Consider the following 24319-nt stretch of genomic DNA (forward strand, 5'->3'; position numbering starts at 1 on the left):
TGGGGGTACAATGGAATCTGTCTATAAAACGGATAAAGGCAGAGTAAGGCAGCATAACGAAGACAGTGGGGGAATTTTTAAAAATGCCGAAGGGGATCGTCTTGCCGTCGTTGCGGACGGGATGGGCGGCCACCGCGCGGGTGATATCGCAAGCGGAATGGCAGTGCAGTATTTCAAAGAGGAATTTGAAAAAATCGGGCCGATTGCGGATGCGGAAACTGCTGAGGCGTGGCTTTCCGAAACAATTCGGGATGTGAACACCCGTCTGTTTGAACATGCCGCAAATCACCCGGAATGTGAAGGGATGGGCACGACATTGGTTGCGGCCGTCTGCACCAACCGTTTTATCTCGATTGCCAATATTGGCGACAGCCGCGGCTATATTTTCAATGAAAATGGCTTCCAGCAGCTGACGGAAGACCATTCATTGGTGAATGAACTGGTGAAAACCGGTCAAATTTCCAAAGAAGATGCCGAGAACCATCCCCATAAAAATGTGATCCTGAAGGCGCTCGGAACGGAAGCCGCCATCTCCCCCGACTTAAAAACGATTGTTTTTGAGGAAAATGATTACCTGCTGCTTTGTTCTGACGGGCTGTCGAATAAAGTGCCGACGGAAGTGATGAAAGAAGTGCTGGAGAAAGACCTGCCGCTCGAACGGAAAGCGGAAATGCTGGTGAATGCCGCCAATGAAAACGGCGGGGAAGATAATATCACCATTGCCCTCATGGCGTTTGGCAGGAATGAAGGCGGGTGCGGTTAATGTTAATCGGAAGACGGATCAGCGGCCGCTATAAAGTAAAAAGTCTGATCGGCGGCGGCGGAATGGCAAACGTCTATTTGGCCCGCGATATGATTTTGGACCGTGATGTTGCCGTAAAAGTGCTGCGTCTAGATTGTGCAAATGAACCCGAGTTTATCCAGCGTTTCCACAGGGAAGCCCAGTCGGCGACGAGCCTTGTGCATCCGAATATTGTTAGCATCTATGACATCGGCGAAGAGGACGATTTAAATTATATCGTCATGGAAAATGTGGATGGCATGACGTTAAAACAATACATACAGCAAAACGGGCCGGTTTCCGTTGAAAAAACGCTGGATATCATGGGACAGCTGACAGCGGCGATCTCGCACGCCCACCAGAACCATATCATCCACCGCGATATTAAGCCGCAAAACATTTTAATCAGCCATGACGGGGTCGTCAAAATTACAGATTTCGGCATTGCCATGGCATTGTCGGCAACTTCGATCACCCAGACGAATGCGGTGCTCGGTTCGGTCCATTACCTCTCTCCGGAGCAGGCGCGGGGCGGCATGGCCACTTATAAATCGGATATATACGCGCTCGGCATTGTCATGTTCGAACTATTGACGGGTAGGCTGCCGTTTTCAGGGGAGTCCGCGGTTTCGATTGCTTTAAAGCATTTGCAGAGTGAAACGCCGTCCCCGAAACGATGGAATCCGGACATTCCCCAGAGCGTTGAAAATATTGTTTTAAAGGCAACCGCCAAAGACCCGTTTTACCGGTACAACAGTGCTGATGAGATGGGGGAGGATATCCGGACGGCGCTCAATCCGGAAAGGCTGGATGAACCGAAATTTGAAATTCCGGATGACGATGAGCAGACGAAAATCATGCCGGTCTTTTCCGAAACGGCTGCGGGGCCCGGCCTCAATGACGAAACGATCGTCGTAAACCCTGCTGACGAAAATGAGGAGGAAAAAAAGGAAAGCAAGCGGGACAGGAAGGAAAAGAAACGGAGAAAATGGCCGGTTGTTTTAGGGATCCTTTTCTTTTTTCTCGTGTTAGCGGGGCTGGCAGCTTTGTTTCTGCCGTCGTTTTTAGGACCGAAAACCGTCAGCGTGCCGGATGTGGCAGGGAAAAGTGCCGATGCGGCGGCTGCAGTGCTTGCTGAGCACGGTTTGAAAATCGGGGAAAAACTCAAGGAGACAAGCGAAACAGTACCAAAAGGGCAGATCATCAAAACCGATCCCGGTGCGGGGGAAAAAATAAAAGAAGGCTCGGAAGTATCGCTTTATATCAGCGCCGGTAAAGAGAAGTTTTCACTTTCCGATTATACAGGCAGGCAGTTCAATGACGTTGTCAAGTTGTTAAGCGGGGAGCATTTTAAAGACATCAAAAAAGAAGAAGTGTATGATGACAGTATAGCCGGAACCATTCTCTCACAGGACCCGGCGCCGGATAAAAAAATTGTTCCCGAAGATACGATCATTACATTTACAGTGAGCAAAGGCCCGGAAACCGTAACCGTGCAGGACTTAACCGGTCTTTCAAAATCACAGCTCGACCAGTATGAAAAGGAATCCGGTTTTTCAATTGAAATTTTAGGAAAAGAATATTCGGATACGGTCAAAAAAAACCATGTCATCTCGCAGTCACCGGCAGCCGGAACCGAACTTGAAAAGGGCGCAACCATTAAAGTCACATTCAGCAAAGGCCCGAAAGAACTTCCGCCGAAAACCGTTACAAAAGAAGTCACCATTCCTTATGAGCCGTACAACAGTTCAAGCGAAAAGACAGATGGGGGCAGCTATAACAGCGGCGGTACAACTTCGGGTCAGGGCAGCCAGCCAGACGGTCATACAGGGGATGCAACGGACAATACTACAACAGGCACAACAAATTCAACAACAGCCGACCAGGAAAAAACGAAGCAGGAAGTTCAAATTTACATTGAAGATATGAACCACACGATGTCGGAACCGGCGGAAACTTTCGAGATCACAAAAACGGTCAAAAAACAGTTGGAATTCACGATTGAATACGGGAAAGAAGCCACATACAAAATTGTAAGGAACGGCACCGTCATCACCGAAGAAACGGTTCCTTACCCGAAATAATACGGTACCTGTATATGGGGGATTTCTCTAGTTCCGCCGGCTCCAGTGCAGGCGGCGGAATGATACGATTTTACAATAAGGAAGTGGATGTATGCCGGAAGGAAAAATCTTAAAGGCTTTAAGCGGATTTTACTATGTAGAGGACCGTGAAGACGGAGAAATATACCAATGCAGGGGCAGGGGCGTTTTTAGAAAAAACAAAATCACTCCGCTTGTCGGGGATGATGTGGAATATAAAAAAGAAAACGGTCGCGAAGGGTATATTTTGCAAATCCGTGAAAGGAAAAATGAGCTGGTCCGTCCGCCGATTGCCAATGTCGATCAAGCCATTTTGGTTTTTTCCGCAAAAGAGCCGGATTTTCATACACTGCTGTTGGACCGCTTTTTGGTTTCCGTTGAAGCGAGCCTTGTCCAGCCCGTCATTTTGATTACAAAATACGATTTGCTTAAACCAAATGAAGAAGGGGAGCTGTCGTCGAAGCTTGAAGTCTACCGGAATATCGGCTATCCGGTCGTTTTATCTTCATCTAAAGAACAAACAGGCATCGATGAACTGGCAGCTGAACTGCACGGAAAAATTTCAGTGGTGTGCGGCCAATCGGGGGTTGGAAAAACTTCCATCCTCAACCGGCTCGATCCAAACCTGAACTTAAAAACGAGCCAAATTTCAACGCATCTCGGCAGGGGAAGGCATACAACCCGCCATGTCGAATTGCTGCCGGTTGCAGGCGGCCTTGTGGCGGATACGCCCGGGTTCAGTTCGCTTGATTTCAATGATTTGGAAGCTCCGGATTTGGGAGGTTGCTTTCCGGAAATCAGCGAAAAATCCGGCACATGCAAATTCCGTGGTTGCTTGCATGAAAACGAACCGAATTGCGCGGTCAAAGCGGCTTTAGGCCAAAACGAAATTGCATCTTTCCGGTATAACCATTACATCCAATTTCTTCAGGAAATTAAAAACAGAAAGCCGAGGTATTGACCATGGTGAAAATCGCGCCTTCTATTTTATCTGCAAATTTTGCAAAATTGGGGGAGGAAATAAAAGATGTGGAAACCGGCGGGGCGGACTGGATCCATATTGATGTGATGGACGGACATTTCGTCCCGAACATTACGATGGGCCCGCTCGTAGTCGAAGCGGTCCGTCCGGTCACGAAACTTCCGCTCGATGTCCATTTGATGATTGAAAATCCCGACCAATATTTAGAAGCTTTTGCCAAAGCAGGAGCGGATTATATTTCTGTGCATGCGGAAGCCTGCAGGCATCTTCACCGCACGATCCAACATATCCGGTCCCTAGGGGTAAAGCCGGGCGTCGTGATCAATCCAGCTACGCCGGTGGAATGGATTGCCCCCATTTTGCAGGATGTCGATCTTGTCCTGCTCATGACAGTGAATCCGGGCTTTGGTGGCCAGGCGTTTATCGAATCGGTGGTGCCCAAAATCGCGCAAGTACGCAGCCTTGCAGAAGAGCAGGGGTTGAAGCTTGAAATCGAAGTTGACGGCGGCATTAATCCGGAAACGGCCAAAAAATGTAAACATGCCGGTGCAACGGTGCTTGTAGCGGGCTCCAACGTGTACAAAAGCAAAAGCCGCAAAAAAGCCATCCAAGCTTTAAAATTTGGGCAGTAAGAAAAAGAAATGGGGCTGTCCCAAAAGCCTTTAAAAACCGGGAAAATTCGTGATCGTTAATTTCTGAGACTCCTGCGGGAAGGCTCGCGACGCGTGAGAAAAAGAAGCAAATTTCACGATCATTTAAAACGGGCACCCCTTTTGCCCAGTTTATTTTGGGACTGCCCCTTTTATTTACAAAAGGGGAAGCAGCTATGGAAAAGAAAATTTATATCTTGGCAGGCGGACCGGTGGAAAATGTTCCGGACCTCGGCGAGTATGCAAACGATAAAGAAGCCGTATGGGCCGGCGTTGACAGGGGTGTATTCCATTTGTTGGAGCAAGGCATTATACCCCGGATTGCCTTTGGTGATTTTGATTCCGTTAGTGAAGCAGAATGGATGATGATTAGAAGCCGGCTTGAGAATATCCGGAAGTCCCAGCCGGAAAAAGATGAAACCGATATGGAACTGGCACTCATGTGGGCCATAAGCCAGGAACCGGAGACAATCCGCATTTTCGGGGCAACCGGCGGGCGGGCCGACCATGCTTTTACCAATATACTGCTATTGGCGCATGAAAAATGCCTTCAATTTAAAGGAAAAATTGAAATCATCGACCGAAAGAACGAAATTACCATGCTGAAACCCGGCTCCTATACAATCGAAAAAATGGAGTCCTTCCCGTATGTTTCTTTTCTGCCGATTACGGAAACGGTAGAAAATTTAACATTGAGCGGATTTAAATATCCGCTGCTAAACTGCCGTGTGGAAAGAGGGACAACGCTCTGCGTCAGCAATGAACTTATCCGGGATTTTGGTACTTTTTCTTTTTCTAGCGGCATATTAATGATGGTAAGAAGCCATGATTAACCATTCTTTATCATGAACGAACAGAGCTGTATACTTATCGCATACACATGAATATAATATGCGGGAGACCGGATTGTTATTGTATAGGGGAGGGACACATATGAAATTTTATACAATCAAACTGCCAAAATTTTTAGGCGGGATTGTCAGAGCAATGCTGGGGACTTTTAAAAAAGGGTAATCATAAAAAATCGGCGGATCCGCCGATTTTTTTTGTGGGGTTTTGCCCTTCGAAAAAAAGAAACCGGCCCGGCCGGTTTCTTATCTGGATTGGAAAATTATACACGTTCCACTTTTCCGGATTTCAATGCGCGGGCAGAAACCCAAACGCGTTTAGGTTTACCGTTAACCATGATGCGCACTTTTTGCAGGTTTGCTTTCCAAGTGCGTTTATTTGCGTTCATCGCGTGAGAACGTTTATTGCCCGAAACGGTTTTACGGCCGGTAACCACACATTTTTTCGGCATTTTATTCCCTCCTCCTGTTACGAAGCAGAAATAGAACATATTTATGCTTTCATTACTTCATTTTTCCACATAAAATTACTATAATAATTTATCATATTGAACATCACAATGCAAGAACTGTTCCCCAGCCGGTTCCGTAAAACAGGCGGCGCGCATTTCTGCATGCCGCCCTGTTTTGTGGTAAACTATAACAATACGGGCCGGTTTTTGCTTATTCAACTCCGGCTTTCCATGTTTTCTATCTTATAGTACAATGGCGGTAGCAGCCAAATCCAGTTTGGCACATTGCAGTAAGGGGGAGCGTTATATGCCGATTGAAATGAATACGCGTTACGGTCAAATTGATATATCGAATGAAGTGGTTGCAACGATTGCGGGAGGTGCTGCCATCGACTGTTTCGGTATCGTCGGGATGGCTTCGAAAAACCAGATCAAAGACGGTATCACTGAAATCCTGCGCAAAGAAAACTTCTCGAGGGGCGTTATTGTGCGTCAACAGAATGAAAGAGTAGAAATTGATATGTACATCATTGTGAGCTACGGGACAAAAATTTCCGAGATCGCTCACAATGTCCAGCAAAAAGTTAAATATACGCTCAATAAAATGGTCGGCTTATCGGTTGACGCCATCAACATATACGTTCAGGGTGTCCGCGTGACGAACCCGTAACGAGGAGGAAATTTTTGTGGTTACATCATTGGATGGAAAACGATTTGCAGAAATGATTATACAAGGGGCGAACCACCTGGCGGCAAACGCGAAAACGGTTGATGCCCTGAATGTTTTTCCCGTTCCAGACGGTGATACGGGGACAAACATGAACTTAACTATGACTTCCGGCGCAAAGGAAGTGCAAAAAAATGTCCAGGAGCATATCGGTGCCCTTTCCGCGGCTTTTGCGAAGGGGCTCCTGATGGGGGCAAGGGGCAATTCCGGCGTGATCCTTTCACAGCTTTTCCGCGGATTTTCCAAATCGATTGAAGCAAAAGCGAGCATTTCGGCCATAGAGTTCGCGGAAGCTTTTCAGGCCGGAATCAAGAGCGCTTTTAAAGCAATTATGAAGCCGGTCGAAGGGACGATATTGACCGTTGCAAGAGAAGCAGCAAAAAAAGGCGTGCAAGTAGCCAAAACGGAAAAAGATATCGCCGCCGTGATGGAGGAAATCCTGGATGAAGCGAAGAAGACGTTGAGCCGGACGCCGGAAATGCTACCGGTCTTAAAAGAAGTCGGCGTCGTCGACAGCGGCGGTCAGGGGCTTGTTTTTATTTATGAAGGGTTTCTTGCCGAATTGAAAGGGGAAGAGTTGCCGGATACACCGTCTGCCATCCCGTCAATGGACGAGCTTGTGAGCGCCGAACACCATAAACATGTGCAGGATTTTATGAATACGGAAGATATCAAATACGGGTATTGTACGGAAATTATGGTAAGGCTGAACCGCTCTATACCGGCAGGTAAAGCTTTTTCCGAGGACCGGTTCCGGCAGGATTTAAGCCATTTGGGGGATTCGCTGCTTGTCATTTCCGATGACGATATCGTCAAAGTCCATGTCCATACTGAACGCCCAGGTGATGTCCTGAATTATGGCCAGCAGTACGGCAGTTTAATTAAGTTGAAAGTGGACAATATGCGCGAACAGCACAGCGCGATTGTCGGAGAAACCCAGCATACGCTCGTCAGCGGGAAAAAAGAAGTGAAAAAAGAAAAGCAGGCATACGGGGTCATTACCGTAGCAATGGGGGACGGGATTGCCGAAATGTTTAAAAGTATCGGCGCGGATGTCGTCATTGAAGGCGGACAGACGATGAACCCGAGCACGGAAGATATTTTAAAGGCGATTGAAGAGGCAAATGCAGAACAAATCATCATCCTTCCGAATAACAAAAACGTCGTAATGGCAAGTGAACAGGCTGCCGAATTGGCGGAAGCGAAAGTGGTGGTCGTCCCTTCCAAAACGGTGCCTCAGGGAATGGCGGCGCTTTTGGCGTTCAATCCTTCGCAGCCGCTTGAGAAAAATATGCAAGCAATGGAAGAAGCGCTCGGGCGCGTAAAATCCGGGCAGGTGACGTATGCTGTCAGGGATACGAATATTGACGGGATCTCCATAAAAAAAGACGATTATATGGGTATTTTTGAAGGCAAAATCGTCAAAACAAGTCCGGCATTGCTGGAGGCTTCCAAGCAGCTGCTAGGTCAAATGATTGGTGAAGAGGATGAGATTGTGACGGTCATTTACGGCAAGGATGTCGCCTCCTCCCAGGTGGATGAGCTCGTTTCATATATTGAAAGCCGCTATCCGGATGTGGAAATTGAAGTCCATGATGGCAGGCAGCAGTTATATTCTTTTATTTTTGCAGTGGAGTAGAGAAAAAAACTCCGCGCTGCATAAGAAGGTTTAGGTGTGTGGTAAGGTGAAGTATAAAAGCGTTTTTGATATTATCGGCCCGGTGATGATCGGGCCGTCAAGTTCGCATACAGCCGGCGCCGCCCGCGTCGGCAGGGTGGCAAGGAGTTTATTCGGGCGGCAGCCGAAATGGGCCAACATCCATTTTTACGGTTCGTTTGCGAGCACTTATAAAGGGCACGGGACGGATGTGGCGGTTGTCGGGGGGCTGCTTGATTTTGACACATATGACGAGCGGATCAAATCCTCGCTTGAATTTGCAAAGCAGCTTGGGCTTGCGGTGCAATTTTTCGAGGAAAAAGCGGTCCCCGACCATCCGAATACGGTTAAAATTGAAATTGGTGACGACTCCGGCGATTTGGAGCTTGTCGGCATTTCGATCGGAGGAGGGAAAATCGAAATTATTGAATTAAACGGATTTGAGCTGCGCTTGTCCGGGCATCACCCGGCGATTCTCGTCGTGCATCAGGACCGCTATGGCGCAATTGCGGCAGTGTCCAATATTTTATCGAAACACAAGATCAATATCGGCCATATGGAAGTGTCGCGCAAAGAAGCAGGAAAAATGGCGCTGATGACGATCGAAGTCGACCAGAATCTGGATGATGCCATCGTGGAAGAAATCCAGCGTTTGCCGAATATCTCGCAAGTTGCGAGAGTTGTAGATTAAGGATTGGAATTTTGGCGGTGCCTTTTGCCTGACTGGGCCGGTGTAGGGCGATGGTATCGCTTTCTTTCGGTTTGTAAGGAGGAAAAATATGTTTCGGAACGTTGCTGAGTTGGTGGCATTAGCCGAACAGCAGAACAAAAAAATCTCGGAGATCATGATCGAACAGGAAATAGAAGTGACCGGCAGATCCCGGGAAGAGATTATGAAAAAAATGGAGGAAAATCTGGCCGTTATGGAAAAAGCGGTGGATAAAGGCATTGCCGGCGTCCGCTCCTATTCGGGGCTTACCGGCGGAGATGCCGTTCTCCTGCAAAAATATATTGAGAAAGGAAATTTTTTATCGGGCGAAACGATTTTAGATGCGGTGAGCAAAGCGGTCGCTACCAATGAAGTCAATGGGGCCATGGGTTTGATCTGTGCAACGCCGACTGCCGGTTCCGCCGGTGTTGTCCCGGGAACATTGTTTGCGGTAAAAAACAAACTGAATCCGACGCGTGAGCAGATGGTGCGTTTTTTGTTCACAGCAGGGGCATTCGGTTTCGTTGTTGCCAATAACGCGTTTATTTCTGGCGCAGCCGGCGGATGCCAGGCTGAAGTCGGTTCGGCTGCCGGCATGGCTGCCGCAGCGATCGTCGAAATGGCAGGCGGAACACCGGAGCAAAGCGCGCATGCGATGGCCATTACCTTGAAAAATATGCTAGGCCTCGTTTGCGATCCTGTTGCCGGCCTTGTAGAAGTCCCTTGCGTCAAACGAAATGCGATGGGTGCGGCCAATGCAATGGTCGCGGCTGATATGGCGCTTGCGGGGATTAAAAGCAGGATTCCGTGCGATGAAGTGATTGATGCGATGTACCGTGTCGGGCAAAGGATGCCGGCTGCGCTGAAGGAAACGGCCCAAGGGGGATTGGCGGACACGCCGACAGCAAGGAAATTGGAAGCAAAAATATTCGGCATGCCGCTTGATGTGCATGAATAGCCCGCTGAACCAGCCGGTATCCGTATTAAAAGGCATTGGGGAAGAAACGGAAAACGTCCTCGGGCAGATGGGGATTTATACAGTCGGTGATCTGCTCGGATATTTTCCATTCCGGTATGAAGATTACAGGCTGAAAGATTTGCAGGAAGTACGGCATGACGAAAGGGTGACGGTGGAAGGGAGGGTTCACAGCGAACCTTCTCTTATCTTTTACTCTAGGAAGCGTTCGCGGCTGTCGATGAAAGTGCTTGTCGGGGACTTTTTAATCACTGTTGTATGTTTTAACCAGCCTTTTTTGAAAAAGAAAATCCAAATTCATGATGAAATAACCGTTACCGGAAAATGGGACATACACCGGCAGATGATCACCGCGCAAAGTTTGAAAGCGGGCCCGGCGGAGCGTTCTTCCGGTTTTGAACCTGTTTACTCCGTTAAAGGAAAAATCACTGTGAAAAATTTGCGGAAATATATCAAATCCGCTTTCACGGCGTTCGGCAATGCGATTGAAGACGCCCTGCCGGAAGCCATGCTTGCAAAATATAAATTGCTTCCGAAACGCCGGGCGATGTACGCCATGCATTTCCCTTCTTCGGAACGGGAAGTAAAGATGGCGAGAAGAACAATAGTATATGAAGAATTTTTGGCTTTCCAGCTGAAAATGCAGGCTTTGCGGAAATTTGAGCGCGAGCATTCGCGCGGGCAGGCGGTCCACTATGACCTTCAGAAATTAAGGAATTTCATCGACTCTCTTCCTTTCCGGCTGACGGACGCGCAAAAGCGGGTTGTCAATGAAATTTGCGCTGATATGAAATCTCCGTACCGTATGAACCGGCTTTTGCAGGGTGATGTCGGATCCGGAAAAACGGTTGTGGCGGCGATCGCGCTTTATGCGGCGGTGACGGCAGGCTTCCAGGGGACGCTGATGGTCCCGACCGAAATACTTGCGGAACAGCATGCAGAATCGCTGTATCAACTGCTCGAACCGCACGGCGTTCATGTATCCCTGCTGACGAGTTCGGTAAAAGGAAGACGGAGGAAAGAGCTTTTGGAACAGCTCGGAAACGGCGAAATTGATATTTTGATTGGAACCCATGCATTAATCCGGGAAGATGTTGAATTCCGCCGCCTCGGCCTTGTGATCACGGACGAGCAGCACCGCTTCGGCGTGGAGCAGAGAAGGGTCCTCCGTGAAAAAGGGGTTGACCCCGATGTTTTATTTATGACGGCCACCCCGATTCCGCGGACGCTCGCCATTACAGTGTTCGGTGAAATGGATGTTTCCATCATTGATGAAATGCCGGCGGGAAGGAAAAAAATTGAGACGTACTGGGTCAAACATAACATGCTGGAAAGGGTGCTCGGTTTTGTTGAAAAAGAACTCCGGAAGGGCAGGCAGGCGTACGTCATTTGCCCGCTCATTGAGGAATCGGACAAGCTTGATGTACAAAACGCCATTGATGCTTATACGGTTTTAAATGCTTATTTCGGCGGCAAGTATAAAGCGGGGCTGATGCACGGCCGGCTCCCGGGCGAAGAAAAGGAAGCGGTCATGAAAGCGTTCAGCCGCAACGAAATCCAGATTCTTGTTTCGACGACCGTAGTTGAAGTCGGGGTCAATGTCCCGAATGCAACGATAATGGTAATATACGATGCCGAACGATTCGGCCTTGCCCAGCTCCACCAACTGCGCGGCCGGGTCGGCAGGGGGGACGCGCAATCGTACTGCATTTTGCTTGCCGATCCGAAGACCGACATCGGCAAAGAGCGGATGAAAATCATGACGGAAACCAATAACGGTTTTGTTTTGAGCGAAAAAGACCTTGAACTGCGCGGGCCGGGGGATTTTTTCGGGAAAAAGCAAAGCGGGCTTCCGGAATTTAAAGTTGCCGATATGGTCCATGATTTCCGCGCATTGGAAACGGCCAGGCAAGATGCGCAAAAGCTGATTGATTCGGATGAATTCTGGAAGGCCGCCGAGTACCGGCATTTGCGCCGCCAACTCGAAAAATCCGGGGTGCTTGCAGGGGAAAAACTCGACTAAAGAAGTTTGTTTTTTGCCGGCAATGCGGAAGATGAGGTACAGCCGCCTGTTGGCAAATCTTGCAAACTTCTTTTTCTTTCTATATACTACTGTTAGTACCAAGTCCTAAGTTTTGGATGGTGTTTCTTTTCATGAGAATGCAGAAAAAAGATCGGCAGAGAAGCTTGCAGGAAACAATACGGAAAAATCCTTTCATCACGGATGAAGAGCTGGCGGAAAAATACCATGTCAGCGTACAGACGATCCGCCTCGACCGCATGGAGCTTTCGATTCCGGAACTCCGGGAAAGAATAAAAAATGTAGCCGAGAAGCGATTTGCGGATGAGGTCAAAGCGCTGCCGATCGACGAAGTCATCGGGGAAATTATTGATATTGAACTGGATAAAAGCGCCATCTCCATTTTTGATGTTAAAAAAGAACATGTCTTTAAGCGCAATTCCATCGCCCGCGGCCACCATTTGTTTGCGCAGGCGAATTCGCTTGCCGTTGCCGTAATCGATGAAGAACTTGCGTTAACGGCAAAAGCAAATATCCAGTTTTTGCGGTCCGTAAAAGAAGGCGACCGCGTTGTGGCCAAGGCAAAAGTCGTAAATGTTAATAAAGAAATCGACCGGACTACGGTGCTTGTTGAAAGTTATGTAGGGCATGATCTTGTGTTTAAGGGCGAATTTGAAATGTACCGAAATCATGCCGGAAAAGATGAATAACATGGAAAATGTCGCTCTTCTTGGCGGAAAAGTGTGAACAGGTTAGAAACGGGGCTGAACAGAATGAAATTAGCAATCGATGCAATGGGCGGGGACTATGCCCCGAAAGAAATCGTGCTTGGCATCAACCGGGCGGCAAAAGCGTTTCCGGATATTGAATTTATTCTCTATGGCAATGAAACGAAAATTCGGGAGTATTTGGAAGCCTCCGGGCGCATCACCATTGTCCATACGGATGAAGTGATCGCCGGAACCGATGAACCGGTGCGGTCAGTCCGGCGCAAAAAAAATTCTTCGATGGTCCGCATGGCCCAGGCCGTGAAAGACGGTGAAGCGGATGCGTGCATTTCAGCGGGGAATACGGGCGCTTTAATGGCATCCGGGCTTTTTGTCGTCGGGCGGATCGAAGGCATTGAAAGGCCAGCGCTGTCCCCGGTGCTTCCGACAATGGACGGAAAAGGCTTCGTTATGCTCGATCTCGGTGCAAACGCGGATGCTAAGCCGGAGCATTTGCTGCAGTTTGCCATCATGGGTTCGCTGTATGCCGAAAAAGTAAGGGGCATCGCAAGCCCGCGTGTCGGACTCTTAAATATCGGCACAGAAGAAAAGAAAGGTAATGAATTAACGAAAAAAACGTTCCAGTTGTTAAAAAATGCGGACTTGAATTTTATCGGAAATGTTGAGGCGCGCGACCTGTTGGAACGGCCGGCTGATGTCGTCGTTACGGACGGATTTACCGGCAATATGGTGCTGAAAACGATTGAGGGAACAGCCGGTTCGTTATTTTCTATGATCAAAAAAGTCTTTTTATCCAATATAAAGACGAAGATTGCCGCTGCCATGATCAAATCGGAATTAACGGGCCTGAAAAATATGCTCGACTACTCCGAATACGGCGGATCGGGGTTAATGGGCCTGAATGCGCCGGTCATTAAAGCGCATGGCTCTTCAAATGCCAATGCCATTTACAATGCGGTGCGGCAGGCGCGCGAAATGGTGCAGTCGGACGTTACCGGCAAAATCAAAGCAGCGATCCAATCGCTTAAAATAAACTAAGGATGATGGAGGAAAAAGGATGGGAAAAATTGCGTTTGTCTTTCCGGGGCAGGGTTCCCAAACTGTCGGCATGGGGCAGTCCGTTGCCGATGCAAATGAAAAAGCGGCGGAAGTGTTTAAGAAAGCGGATGAAAAACTCGGATTTGCTTTGACGGATATCATCCAAAACGGGCCGCAGGAAAAACTGACGCACACCGCAAATGCCCAGCCGGCGCTTTTGACGGTCAGCACGGCGATTTTGCAGGTGTTAAAAGATGCCGGCATCACAGCGGATTATACGGCCGGGCACAGCTTGGGCGAGTATTCGGCACTGGTGGCAGCAGGAGCTTTAACGTTTGAAGATGCTGTTTATGCGGTGCGAAAACGCGGCGAATATATGGATGAGGCGTTTCCAAACGGCGCCGGTGCGATGGCGGCCGTGCTCGGGATGGACCGGGGCGCGCTTTCCGAAGCCGCGGACGAAATCACGAAGGAAGGCGAAACGGTCCAATTGGCCAATTTGAACTGCCCCGGCCAGATCGTGATCTCAGGGACGGCGGCCGGCATTGAAAAGGCGGGCGCCCTTGCAAAAGAAAGAGGCGCCAAACGGGTGCTGCCGCTGCAGGTGAGCGGGCCATTCCATTCGAAGCTGATGGAGCCGGCGGCGGAAAAATTCAAAGCGGTGTTGGATCATATCCCAATCCGGGATGCCAAAATTCCTGTTATCGCGAATATCGACGCCGAGCCGGAGACAAACGCGGAAGACATTAAAGTAAAGCTGATCCGACAGCTGTATTCCCCTGTATTATGGGAAGATTCTGTTGTGAAAATGATCAGCCTCGGCGTTGATACGTTTGTTGAAGTCGGCCCCGGAAAAGTGCTTTCCGGTTTAATTCGGAAAATTGACCGCAACGTAAAAACATTCGCTGTTCAGGATATGGAGTCCCTTGAAGCGGCTGTCAATGCATTGCAAAAATAATGGATCAGATAATAGGAGGGAACCCGATGCTGTTAAAAGACAGAGTAGCGCTGATTACCGGCGCATCGCGGGGAATCGGCCGCGAAATCGCGCTTGAGTTTGCTGAAAACGGCGCACATGTTGTCATCAATTATGCCGGCAGCGCCGAAAAAGCTGAAGAAGTTGCCGCTTCCGCCCGCTCGTTCGGCGTTGAAGCGTTAGCCGTTCAAGCAGATGTTTCAAACGAAGCGGAAGTCCAGGGCATGTTCAAGCAGGTGCTTGAAAAGTTCGGAAAAATTGATATTTTGGTGAATAACGCCGGCATTACCCGCGATAATCTATTAATGCGGATGAAAGAATCTGAATGGGATGATGTCATCAATACGAACTTGAAGGGCGTTTTCCTTTGCACAAAAGCGGCCGCGCGTCCGATGATGAAACAGCGGAACGGAAAAATTATCAACATCGCTTCCATTGTTGGCATCAGCGGCAATCCTGGACAGGCCAATTATGTTGCCGCCAAGGCAGGGGTGATCGGCCTTACCAAAACGTCGGCGCGGGAAATGGCAAGCCGTGGCATTACCGTAAACGCGATTGCCCCGGGGTTTATCCAAACCGATATGACGGATAAACTCAATGAAGACATCAAAGAAAGCATGTTAAGCCAAATTCCTCTCTCCCGTTTTGGCGGGCCGGAGGATGTGGCTAAAATTGCCTTGTTTTTGGCAAGCGACTGGTCCGGCTATATCACGGGACAGACCATCCATGTTGACGGTGGAATGGTGATGTAGCGGCGTGCCGCAGCAGAACGGCTTGTTTTCAAGTTTTACTTTATTATTTATGGAAAATCCTCTATAATACCTTGAGGGGAGGTGAACCGTATGGCAGACGTATTAGAACGTGTGACGAAGATCATCGTTGACCGCCTTGGAGTCGAAGAATCCAAAGTTACACTTGATGCGAAATTCAAAGAAGATCTTGGCGCCGATTCACTGGATGTGGTAGAATTGGTGATGGAACTCGAAGATGAATTTGGAATGGAAATTTCAGACGAGGATGCTGAAAAAATTGTAACAGTGGGTGACGCTGTGAATTACATACAGAATCAGCAGTAAGCGTCTTGATGGTAAATGTCCCGCTTTGGTGGCGGGGCATTTTTCTCATTCCGGATGCTTCTTTTTGATTTTTGAAAGTATTCAGGCTGAAACCTGGCGATGGTAAATGCGTAAAAACGCAACTTTTTTGCGCATTTACGACCGTTCGGATTTCAAGAATGCCTTTGCGTTCACGGGCATTTTTCTATACACTTAAGTTAAGCTGAAACTAAAAAGATACGGGTGGTTTAATCATGGCAAAAAAATCAAAACCGGACTATGAATATGTTGCACTTGACCATTTCCGCAAGCTGCAGGACAGCATCCATATCCGTTTTAAAAATCCAGAACTCTTAAAGCAGGCATTTACGCATTCCTCTTATGTTAACGAACATCCGGAAAAGCGGCAGAACGACAATGAAAGACTCGAATTTTTGGGCGATGCCGTGCTGGAACTGACCGTTTCGCACTATTTGTTTAAACGGTTCCCATCGATGACTGAAGGGGAAATGACGAAATTGCGCGCTTCAGTTGTCTGTGAGCCTTCACTTGTTATTTTTGCAAATGAACTGCATTTCGGCGAGTATATTTTTCTTGGAAAAGGAGAAGAAATGACCGGCGGCAGGACGCGCCCAGCACTGTTGGCTGATGTGTTTGAAGCGTTTATCGGGGCATTATTTTTGGACCAGGGCTTGGCGGCAGTCGTTTCACTGCTTGAGAGAATTGTTTTTCCAAAAATTGAGGAGGGCATGTTTTCGCATACGACCGATTACAAAAGCAAATTGCAGGAATATATTCAAAAAACGTCATCCGGCGTTTTGGAATACACGATATTGGATGAACGCGGCCCGGCGCACGACAAGGAATTTGTCTCACGCGTGTCGCTGAATGACGAAGAGCTCGGCACCGGAAAAGGACGTTCCAAAAAAGAGGCGGAGCAACACGCTGCGCAAACGGCTTTATCCAACTTGCGGAAAAAAGAAAAACAGTAAAGAAGTGAAAGAATGGAGGGGGAAGTGATTGTTTCTTAAACGTCTGGATGTGATTGGATTTAAATCTTTTGCAGAACGGATATCGATCGAATTTGTCCCGGGCGTTACAGCGGTTGTCGGGCCGAACGGCAGCGGAAAAAGCAATGTCATTGATGCGGTCCGCTGGGTACTCGGCGAACAATCGGCAAAACACTTGCGCGGCGGGAAAATGGAGGATGTCATTTTTGCCGGCAGCGACGCAAGAAAGCCGTTGAACTTTGCTGAAGTGACGCTGACGCTTGATAACGGGGATCATGCGCTTCCGATCGATTATCAGGAAGTCAGCGTGACGCGGCGGGTCTACCGCTCCGGTGACAGCGAATTTTTCATCAACAAACAGCAATGCCGTTTGAAAGACATTATTGAGCTGTTTATGGATTCGGGCCTTGGAAAAGAAGCGTTTTCCATTATCAGCCAGGGGAAAGTGGAAGAAATCCTGAACAGTAAAGCGGAGGAGCGCCGGACGATTTTCGAGGAGGCTGCCGGTGTTTTAAAATACAAGACCCGCAAGAAAAAAGCTGAGACGAAACTTGCGGAAACGCAGGAAAACTTAAACCGTGTCAGCGATATTCTTTATGAACTCGAAAGCCAGATTGAACCGCTCCAAATCCAGGCGTCGATTGCAAAAGATTACCTGGAACAGAAAGAGGCGTTAAAAAACTATGAAATTGCCGTGATGGTGCACGAAATAGAAGATTTGCATGGCAAATGGGAGTTACTCCAAACGCAGCTTGCGGAACACCGGGACAAGGAAGCCGGGCTTGCTTCCGAAATCCGGAAGCAGGAAGCGCATCTTGAAGAAAAACGCAATCAGCTGGATGCGCTCGATGAATCGATCAGCGCGCTGCAAAATGTGCTGCTGGCCACGACGGAAGAATTGGAAAAACTGGAAGGGCAAAAAGAAGTTTTAAAAGAGCGCAAAAAAAACGCAGGCCAAAACAAAGCGCAGCTTGAAAGAAATATAAAAGAATCCGCGAATACGCTTGAAGCCTTGGCGGCACAAAAGGAAAAGCTTCTGCGGGAAGTCGGGGAGAACGAAAAAGCCGTTGCTTCATTAAGAAACAGCGTAAAGGAAAAACAAGAGCAGCTTGCCCTGCTCAGCACGAATCTGGAAGAAAAAATCGAGTCGCTAAAAAGCGATTACATTGAACTGTTGAACGGGCAGGCAAGTGCGAAAAACGAAAAAAATTATTTGAAACAACAGCTGAAACAATTCGGGCACCGCATCGAGCGTCTTGACGCCGACAACCGGAAATACGTGGAGGAAAGGGAAAAAATCCAAGAGAAGAAAAAAGTGGCGGGAGAGCAGCTTGAAAAGATTCAGCAGGAGTTGGAAGAAGCGGCCGCAGCATTCGTGGAAAAAAAGCGGAAGCTTGAAATATTAAACAACCGTTATCAAAAGCAGGAGTCGAATCTTTATAAGGCATACCAATATTTGCAAAAAGCAAAATCACGAAAAGAAACACTGGAAGAAATGGAAGAGGATTTTACCGGATTTTACCAGGGCGTACGGGAAGTCCTGAAAGCCCGCGGCAAACAGCTGGATGGTATTGAGGGTGCCGTGGCCGAACTGATCCGTGTTCCTTCACAATACGAAAAAGCGATTGAAACGGCTCTGGGCGCTTCGATGCAGCATATTGTCGTGGAGACGGAACATCACGGCCGGCGCGCCATCGCGTTTTTAAAACAGCGCAATGCAGGAAGGGCGACATTTTTGCCGCTCAATATTATGAAGCCGAAAACAATTCCTGCTTCTCAGCTTGCCCCTCTCCAAAACGAGGAAGCGTATATCGGTATTGCCGGGGATATTGTCCAATCCGAAAGCCGTTATCGTACGATTGTTTCTAACCTGCTCGGCAATGTTCTCGTTGTCCGCGACTTGAAAAGCGCAAACCAAATTGCAAAGATGCTCGGTTACCGCTACCGCATCGTAACGCTCGACGGGGATATTGTAAATCCGGGCGGTTCAATGACAGGCGGCGCATCGAAACAGAACGGCACGTCGCTCCTTGGCCGGAAAAGCGAACTGGAAGCATTAAAAGAAAAATTGGCGGATATGGAAGCAAAAACGCTGCAGCTGGAATCGGATGTAAAAGGAATAAAAGCTGAAGCGGCCTGGATGTCGCAGGAACTTGAGGAAACGAGAAAAAATGGGGAGAGTCTCCGGCTCCGGGAGCAGCAGGCAAAATCGGAACTCGAAAGGCTTGAAATCGAAGAAAAAAATATGAATGAGCATCTGCTCGTCTATGATATGGAAAAAGCGGAAGCGGAAGAACAGAATCGTTCAGCACGGAACCGGATCCGCGAACTGGAAGGGATTTTAGCCGAAAACGGGGAAAAAGCCAAAAAACTTGAGTCGGAAATTGAAACGCTGACGGAGAAGAAAAATGATGATTCCACAGCGAGATCGAAGCTCCAGGCTGAATTGAGCGATTTAAAAGCATCACTTGCCGTTAAAATGGAACAATGGGACCGGAACCGCGAAGAACTTGGGCGTCTTGGTGAAAGTATCCGGGAGTGGCGGTCACGCAAAGAAAGTTATGAGGAACAGTACCGCCTGCTGACGGATGAAGAAAGCCGGCACCATATGTCGGAAAGCGAGCTGGTTGAGGCTGCCGAACAAAAAGCGCGCGATAAAAACGACACAATTGAATTTATTTCCATACGCAGGGAAGAAAGGGTACAGCTGCAGGCTGAAATCGAAGACCTTGAACTCGGCATAAAGGAACTAAAACGGCAGCAAAAAGGGTTGCAGCAAGCGATCCAAGACGAAGAAGTAAGGGCAAACCGGCTTGACGTTGAACTGGAAAACCGGCTCAGCCGTCTCCGCGAAGAGTATACGCTCACCTTTGAGGCGGCAAAAGAAGCTTATACGCTTCCGGTTCCGCTTGAAGAAGCGAGGAAAAAAGTGAAACTGATCAAGCTTGCGATTGATGAGCTCGGTACTGTCAATCTCGGCGCTATTGAAGAATACGACCGTATTTCGGAACGCTACCGGTTTTTAAAAGAACAGGAAACCGACCTGCTGGAAGCGAAAGAAACGCTCGACCAGGTCATTACTGAAATGGACGGTGAAATGATCCGGCGCTTTGATGAGACGTTCAAGGCGATCCGGAATGAATTTGAACCGGTATTCAGGGAACTTTTCGGCGGCGGCCGGGCCGACTTAAGGCTGACAGACCCGAAAGACCTTCTGAACACAGGGGTTGAAATTGTTGCACAACCGCCTGGCAAGAAGCTGCAAAATCTCGGTTTACTTTCCGGCGGGGAAAGGGCGCTCACCGCAATTGCCCTGTTGTTTGCGATTTTACGTGTGCGCCCGGTGCCGTTCTGTATTTTGGATGAAGTGGAAGCGGCGCTGGATGAGGCGAATGTATACCGGTTCAGCAAATATTTGAAACAGTTCAGCGAAGAAACGCAGTTTATCGTGATTACGCACAGGAAAGGGACGATGGAAGAAGCCGATGTCCTTTACGGCGTCACGATGCAGGAATCCGGCGTTTCCAAACTTGTTTCGGTAAAACTCGAGGAATCGGCCGATCTTGTCGGCCAAACTTAAGATGTATAAGGAAGTGTGCAAATGAGCTTTTTTAAAAAACTAAAAGAAAAATTCACCCAGTCCACAGATGCGGTGACAGATAAATTTAAAAGCGGATTAACGAAAACGCGAGACAATTTTACGGTGAAAGTGAACAATCTTGTGGCGCGCTACCGGAAAATTGACGAAGACTTCTTTGAAGAACTGGAAGAAATTTTAATCCAGGCGGACGTCGGCTTCCAAACCGTAATGGGGTTGATTGACGAATTGAAAATGGAAGTCAAAAGGAAAAACATTAAGGAACCATCGGAAGTCCAGTCCGCTATTTCCGAAAAACTTGTGGAAATTTATACCGCCGGCGAGAAATCTCCAAACCGGCTCAATATCCAGGAAGGGTCGCTCACGGTTATCCTTTTTGTCGGTGTCAACGGCGTCGGTAAAACGACAACGATCGGCAAGCTTGCCTATATGTTGAAACAGCAAGGGAAAAAAGTGATGATGGCTGCCGGCGATACATTCCGTGCCGGCGCGATCGAACAGCTCGAAGTGTGGGGCGACAGGGTTGGCGTTGAAGTCATTAAGCATACGGAAGGTTCCAACCCGGCCGCCGTCATGTACGATGCCATCCAGGCAGCCAAAGCCCGGAAAGCGGATGTTCTGCTGTGCGATACCGCCGGCCGTCTGCAAAACAAAGTCAATTTAATGAAAGAACTGGAAAAAGTAAAACGCGTGATCGGGCGGGAAATTCCGGGCGCGCCGCATGAAGTGCTGCTTGTTTTGGATGCTACAACCGGGCAGAACGCGATGGTGCAGGCGAAGACGTTTAAAGAAGCGACGGATGTAACAGGGATTGTCCTGACGAAACTGGACGGAACGGCAAAAGGCGGGATTGTGCTCGCGATCCGCAACGAACTCCAAATCCCTGTAAAATTTGTCGGGCTCGGTGAGAAAATGGATGACCTCCAGCCGTTTGATGCCGAAAAATATGTATATGGGCTGTTTTCCGAGTTGATCGAGCAGGAGCATGCGGAAGAAGCTTGAAAACGAATCGTTCCATTGACAAAAAGCAGGAACCTTTGTATTCTAACATTATGTAAAGACATTTCACTTAACAGGGGGAAGAAGCCGTGCTTGAGAAAACAACGAGAATGAACTATTTATATGATTTTTACCAGTCGTTGTTGACTCCAAAGCAGCGCAGCTATATGTCCCTCTATTACCTGGACGATTTTTCGCTTGGCGAAATTGCCGAAGAATATGGGGTGAGCCGCCAGGCGGTTTACGATAATATTAAACGCACTGAACAAATGCTCGAAGAATACGAGAAAAAACTGGGTTTATTTGAAAAGTTCCAGGCGCGCAAGCAAATTTTCCAATCGATGCGGGAAATATTGGGTGATAGCGTCGATCCGGAACTTTTACGCTTACTCGATGCGCTTGAAAAATTGGAATAGGGGGCGTAAAAATGGCATTTGAAGGACTCGCTGAGCGCCTGCAGGGGACAATGCGGAAAATCCGAGGCAAAGGCAAAGTTACGGAAAGCGACGTAAAAGAAATGATGCGGGAAGTCCGCCTCGCGCTTCTGGAAGCGGACGTCAACTTTAAAGTCGTGAAAGATTTTGTAAAAAAAGTGGGTGAACGGGCTGTCGGGAAGGATGTGCTAAAAAGCTTGACGCCGGGGCAGCAGGTCATTAAAATCGTTCAGGAAGAACTAACCAACTTGATGGGCGGGTCACAGAGCCAGATTGCCGTTGCGAAACGCCCGCCGACAGTTATTATGATGGTCGGGCTGCAGGGTGCCGGGAAAACGACAACAACCGGGAAGCTGGCGAACCTGTTGCGGAAAAAATATAACCGCAATCCGTTGCTTGTCGCGGCCGATATATACAGGCCGGCTGCAATTAAACAGCTTGAAACGCTCGGCAAACAACTCGGTATGTCGGTTTTTTCGCTCGGGGATAAGGTCAGCCCGGTGAAAATTGCCGAAGAAGCCATCCAAAAGGCTAAAGAAGACCATCATGATTATGTGATTATCGATACCGCCGGCCGCCTTCATATTGACAGCGAGCTGATGGATGAATTAAAAGGAATCAGGGAACTTGTGCATCCTGATGAGATTTTTCTTGTTGTCGATGCTATGACCGGGCAGGATGCTGTCAATGTCGCGCAAAGCTTTAACGACCAGCTCGGCATTACCGGCGTTATATTGACGAAACTCGACGGTGATACGCGCGGCGGGGCGGCATTGTCTATCCGCGCTGTAACCAATAAACCGATTAAATTTGCCGGGATGGGCGAGAAAATGGATGCGCTCGAGCCGTTCCACCCGGAAAGAATGGCCTCGCGTATTCTTGGCATGGGCGATATCCTTTCGCTCATCGAAAAGGCACAGGAAACGGTTGATGAAGAAAAAGCGCGCGAACTGGAAAAGAAAATGCGCGATTTGTCCTTTACGTTGGAAGACTTTTTGGAGCAGCTTGGCCAGGTGCGCAAAATGGGGCCGCTCGGCGATTTGCTGAAAATGATCCCGGGCGCAAACCGGATTAAAGGGATGGATAATCTCCAGATTGACGAAAAACAGATTACCCATGTCGAAGCGATCATCCAGTCGATGACGAAACAGGAAAAATTGCATCCCGAAATCATCAATGCGAGCCGGAAAAAACGGATCGCGAAAGGTTCCGGCCGCCCGGTGCAGGAAGTAAACCGGCTTTTAAAGCAGTTTGAAGAAATGAAAAAGATGATGAAGCAAATGCAGGGGCTGACGCAGAAAGGCAGAAAAAAAGGCTTTAGGTTCCCGTTTATGTAAGAAAAATATGGTGTTAAGAAAAAAGACTTTACACCATGTTGTTTTTTTGATATGATACTGTCTTGTGAGAAACTTAATCGGAGGTGCTATTTTTAATGGCAGTTAAAATTCGTTTAAAACGCATGGGTGCGAAAAAATCCCCATTTTACCGTATCGTTGTAGCTGATTCCCGCTCACCGCGAGATGGCCGTTTCATTGAAACAGTAGGAACGTACAACCCGGTTACAGATCCTGCCGAAGTAAAAATTGATGAAGAACTTGCACTCAAATGGTTGAAAAACGGTGCGCAGCCGTCTGATACGGTACGCAACTTGTTCTCGAAGCAAGGGATTATGGAAAAATTCCATAACGAAAAATACGTCAAATAATCGTGGGCAATATGGATGAATTAATCTTGGCGATCGTCAGACCTATTGTCGGCCATCCGGATGATGTACGGGTGGAATGGAATGAAGAGGAAACAGAAACCATTTACCGGCTGTTTGTCCACCCGGATGACATCGGTAAGGTAATCGGCAAAAAAGGGCGCACCGCAAAAGCCATCCGAACGGTCGTTTATGCTGCGGCCGGCGCGCATGGACATAAGAAAATCCATCTCGAAATTGCCGATTAAAAAACAGACTTGTGATAGAACACCGGAGAAAGGGAGGAGTATGCCTCCCTTTTTACATAACTTCTTTTGAAAAAGCTTGCACAAAAAACTGATTTACATACTCCTTTCCGGCTGCTTTCTTTTCTGTCGGCCTTATCTGATACAGGCAACCCGTACTGGACGTGGTACAGTTTTATGGAACAAAGACTCTTTTAAGTGATAAATCGATTAGCCAAAGGGGGCGGGAAAATTTGAAAATTCTTCAGAAAGTCACGGTAAAGCAAATCCTTACCGAAAAGAGCAAGGAAGCGTTGCTGAGTACATACCGACAAACAAAACAGCAGCTGCAGAAAGAATGCGACCAGCTGCGGTTTGAATCGAAAAGGCTGGAAAAAACAAAAAAGTACTCCGGAACGAGCTTAAAAATGCATTTTGAGAAAGAAATCAACAGCAGGCAGGAAAAAATAAAGCTTGTCGATTTCCAAATCGAACAGCTGCTTTTGCTGCCGCTCGGTACGGAACTGAAAGAAACAGAAATCCAGGCCGTCGTGGATATCCATGAAGGCGATGATTGGGACGCGGTGTCAAAAGAAAAAACGATTATCGTAAAAGATGGCATCATCCACGAAATTCGCGAGAGGTGAGAAC

The 24319-nt window shown here is 48.2% G+C and carries 25 protein-coding genes; 24 read left to right on the forward strand and 1 reads right to left on the reverse strand.

The genetic code is table 11. The annotated features are described in order from the left end of the window. Positions 1–10 precede the first annotated feature (10 nt). The 6 genes from GBH70_RS00005 (at position 11) to spoVM (ending at position 5529) form a co-directional block, all read left to right on the forward strand. Entirely contained in the window at positions 11–763 is a 753-nt protein-coding gene (locus GBH70_RS00005; protein WP_151679089.1) for a Stp1/IreP family PP2C-type Ser/Thr phosphatase, read from the forward strand. After that, on the forward strand, positions 763–2865 hold the full coding sequence (pknB, locus tag GBH70_RS00010; protein WP_151679090.1) for a Stk1 family PASTA domain-containing Ser/Thr kinase: 2103 nt from the start codon (positions 763–765) through the stop codon (positions 2863–2865). The genes GBH70_RS00005 and pknB overlap by 1 nt, the downstream gene beginning before the upstream one ends. A gap of 91 nt (positions 2866–2956) precedes the next feature. Beyond that, positions 2957–3844 (forward strand): ribosome small subunit-dependent GTPase A, encoded by an 888-nt coding sequence (gene rsgA / locus GBH70_RS00015; RefSeq protein WP_151679091.1) that lies wholly within the window; start codon positions 2957–2959, stop codon positions 3842–3844. A 2-nt stretch (positions 3845–3846) separates the two neighbouring features. Beyond that, on the forward strand, positions 3847–4497 hold the full coding sequence (gene rpe / locus GBH70_RS00020) for a ribulose-phosphate 3-epimerase (protein WP_151679092.1): 651 nt from the start codon (positions 3847–3849) through the stop codon (positions 4495–4497). A gap of 194 nt (positions 4498–4691) precedes the next feature. Next, positions 4692–5348 (forward strand): thiamine diphosphokinase, encoded by a 657-nt coding sequence (locus GBH70_RS00025; RefSeq protein ID WP_151679093.1) that lies wholly within the window; start codon positions 4692–4694, stop codon positions 5346–5348. 100 nt (positions 5349–5448) lie between these two features. Next, a complete protein-coding gene (gene spoVM, locus GBH70_RS00030; RefSeq protein WP_017551496.1) occupies positions 5449–5529 on the forward strand; it encodes a stage V sporulation protein SpoVM in 81 nt (26 codons plus the stop codon). A gap of 97 nt (positions 5530–5626) precedes the next feature. On the opposite strand, the gene rpmB is transcribed toward spoVM, so the two are convergent. Next, on the reverse strand, positions 5627–5815 hold the full coding sequence (gene rpmB / locus GBH70_RS00035) for a 50S ribosomal protein L28 (RefSeq protein ID WP_151679094.1): 189 nt from the start codon (positions 5813–5815) through the stop codon (positions 5627–5629). A 307-nt stretch (positions 5816–6122) separates the two neighbouring features. Here rpmB and GBH70_RS00040 point away from each other — a divergent pair, with 307 nt between their 5' ends. From GBH70_RS00040 to GBH70_RS00125, 18 genes are all read left to right on the forward strand, one after another. Beyond that, positions 6123–6485, forward strand: coding sequence for an Asp23/Gls24 family envelope stress response protein (locus GBH70_RS00040; RefSeq protein WP_151679095.1), 363 nt, complete (start codon positions 6123–6125; stop codon positions 6483–6485). 16 nt (positions 6486–6501) lie between these two features. Next, positions 6502–8181: a DAK2 domain-containing protein gene (locus tag GBH70_RS00045; RefSeq protein WP_151679096.1), complete on the forward strand. Its 1680-nt coding sequence runs from the start codon at positions 6502–6504 to the stop codon at positions 8179–8181. Positions 8182–8227: 46 nt separating this feature from the next. Continuing rightward, positions 8228–8890 (forward strand): L-serine ammonia-lyase, iron-sulfur-dependent subunit beta, encoded by a 663-nt coding sequence (gene sdaAB / locus GBH70_RS00050; protein ID WP_151679097.1) that lies wholly within the window; start codon positions 8228–8230, stop codon positions 8888–8890. 88 nt (positions 8891–8978) lie between these two features. Continuing rightward, positions 8979–9866, forward strand: a complete 888-nt coding sequence (sdaAA, locus tag GBH70_RS00055) for an L-serine ammonia-lyase, iron-sulfur-dependent, subunit alpha (RefSeq protein WP_151679098.1) — start codon at positions 8979–8981, stop codon at positions 9864–9866. Beyond that, complete coding sequence (gene recG / locus GBH70_RS00060) at positions 9859–11907, forward strand: ATP-dependent DNA helicase RecG (protein WP_151679235.1); 2049 nt, start codon at positions 9859–9861, stop codon at positions 11905–11907. The genes sdaAA and recG overlap by 8 nt, the downstream gene beginning before the upstream one ends. Before the next feature lie 131 nt (positions 11908–12038). Then, positions 12039–12614 carry a transcription factor FapR gene (fapR, locus tag GBH70_RS00065; RefSeq protein WP_151679099.1) on the forward strand — a complete coding sequence of 192 codons (576 nt, stop codon included), beginning with the start codon at positions 12039–12041 and terminating at the stop codon, positions 12612–12614. Positions 12615–12677: 63 nt separating this feature from the next. Then, entirely contained in the window at positions 12678–13670 is a 993-nt protein-coding gene (gene plsX, locus GBH70_RS00070) for a phosphate acyltransferase PlsX (protein ID WP_151679236.1), read from the forward strand. A 19-nt stretch (positions 13671–13689) separates the two neighbouring features. Further along, positions 13690–14628 (forward strand): ACP S-malonyltransferase, encoded by a 939-nt coding sequence (gene fabD, locus GBH70_RS00075; RefSeq protein ID WP_151679100.1) that lies wholly within the window; start codon positions 13690–13692, stop codon positions 14626–14628. Between the two features lie 26 nt (positions 14629–14654). After that, positions 14655–15398 (forward strand): 3-oxoacyl-[acyl-carrier-protein] reductase, encoded by a 744-nt coding sequence (gene fabG, locus GBH70_RS00080; protein ID WP_151679101.1) that lies wholly within the window; start codon positions 14655–14657, stop codon positions 15396–15398. Between the two features lie 90 nt (positions 15399–15488). Beyond that, complete coding sequence (gene acpP, locus GBH70_RS00085) at positions 15489–15722, forward strand: acyl carrier protein (RefSeq protein WP_151679102.1); 234 nt, start codon at positions 15489–15491, stop codon at positions 15720–15722. A gap of 233 nt (positions 15723–15955) precedes the next feature. After that, the gene (rnc, locus tag GBH70_RS00090; protein ID WP_151679103.1) at positions 15956–16693 is read left to right on the forward strand and encodes a ribonuclease III; all 738 of its coding nucleotides are present in this window, start codon (positions 15956–15958) and stop codon (positions 16691–16693) included. Between the two features lie 28 nt (positions 16694–16721). After that, positions 16722–20291 (forward strand): chromosome segregation protein SMC, encoded by a 3570-nt coding sequence (gene smc, locus GBH70_RS00095; protein ID WP_151679104.1) that lies wholly within the window; start codon positions 16722–16724, stop codon positions 20289–20291. Between the two features lie 21 nt (positions 20292–20312). Continuing rightward, entirely contained in the window at positions 20313–21311 is a 999-nt protein-coding gene (gene ftsY, locus GBH70_RS00100) for a signal recognition particle-docking protein FtsY (protein WP_151679105.1), read from the forward strand. A 107-nt stretch (positions 21312–21418) separates the two neighbouring features. After that, entirely contained in the window at positions 21419–21724 is a 306-nt protein-coding gene (locus GBH70_RS00105) for a putative DNA-binding protein (protein WP_253693291.1), read from the forward strand. Between the two features lie 11 nt (positions 21725–21735). Continuing rightward, positions 21736–23079 (forward strand): signal recognition particle protein, encoded by a 1344-nt coding sequence (gene ffh / locus GBH70_RS00110; protein WP_151679107.1) that lies wholly within the window; start codon positions 21736–21738, stop codon positions 23077–23079. Between the two features lie 95 nt (positions 23080–23174). After that, positions 23175–23447 (forward strand): 30S ribosomal protein S16, encoded by a 273-nt coding sequence (gene rpsP / locus GBH70_RS00115; RefSeq protein WP_151679108.1) that lies wholly within the window; start codon positions 23175–23177, stop codon positions 23445–23447. An 11-nt stretch (positions 23448–23458) separates the two neighbouring features. Continuing rightward, the gene (locus GBH70_RS00120; RefSeq protein WP_151679109.1) at positions 23459–23692 is read left to right on the forward strand and encodes a KH domain-containing protein; all 234 of its coding nucleotides are present in this window, start codon (positions 23459–23461) and stop codon (positions 23690–23692) included. A gap of 230 nt (positions 23693–23922) precedes the next feature. After that, positions 23923–24315 (forward strand): YlqD family protein, encoded by a 393-nt coding sequence (locus GBH70_RS00125; RefSeq protein ID WP_151679110.1) that lies wholly within the window; start codon positions 23923–23925, stop codon positions 24313–24315. Positions 24316–24319 lie beyond the last annotated feature (4 nt).

Origin of the sequence: Weizmannia acidilactici, assembly GCF_008974225.1 — a bacterium.
In the GTDB taxonomy this organism is placed as follows: domain Bacteria; phylum Bacillota; class Bacilli; order Bacillales; family Bacillaceae_C; genus Weizmannia; species Weizmannia acidilactici.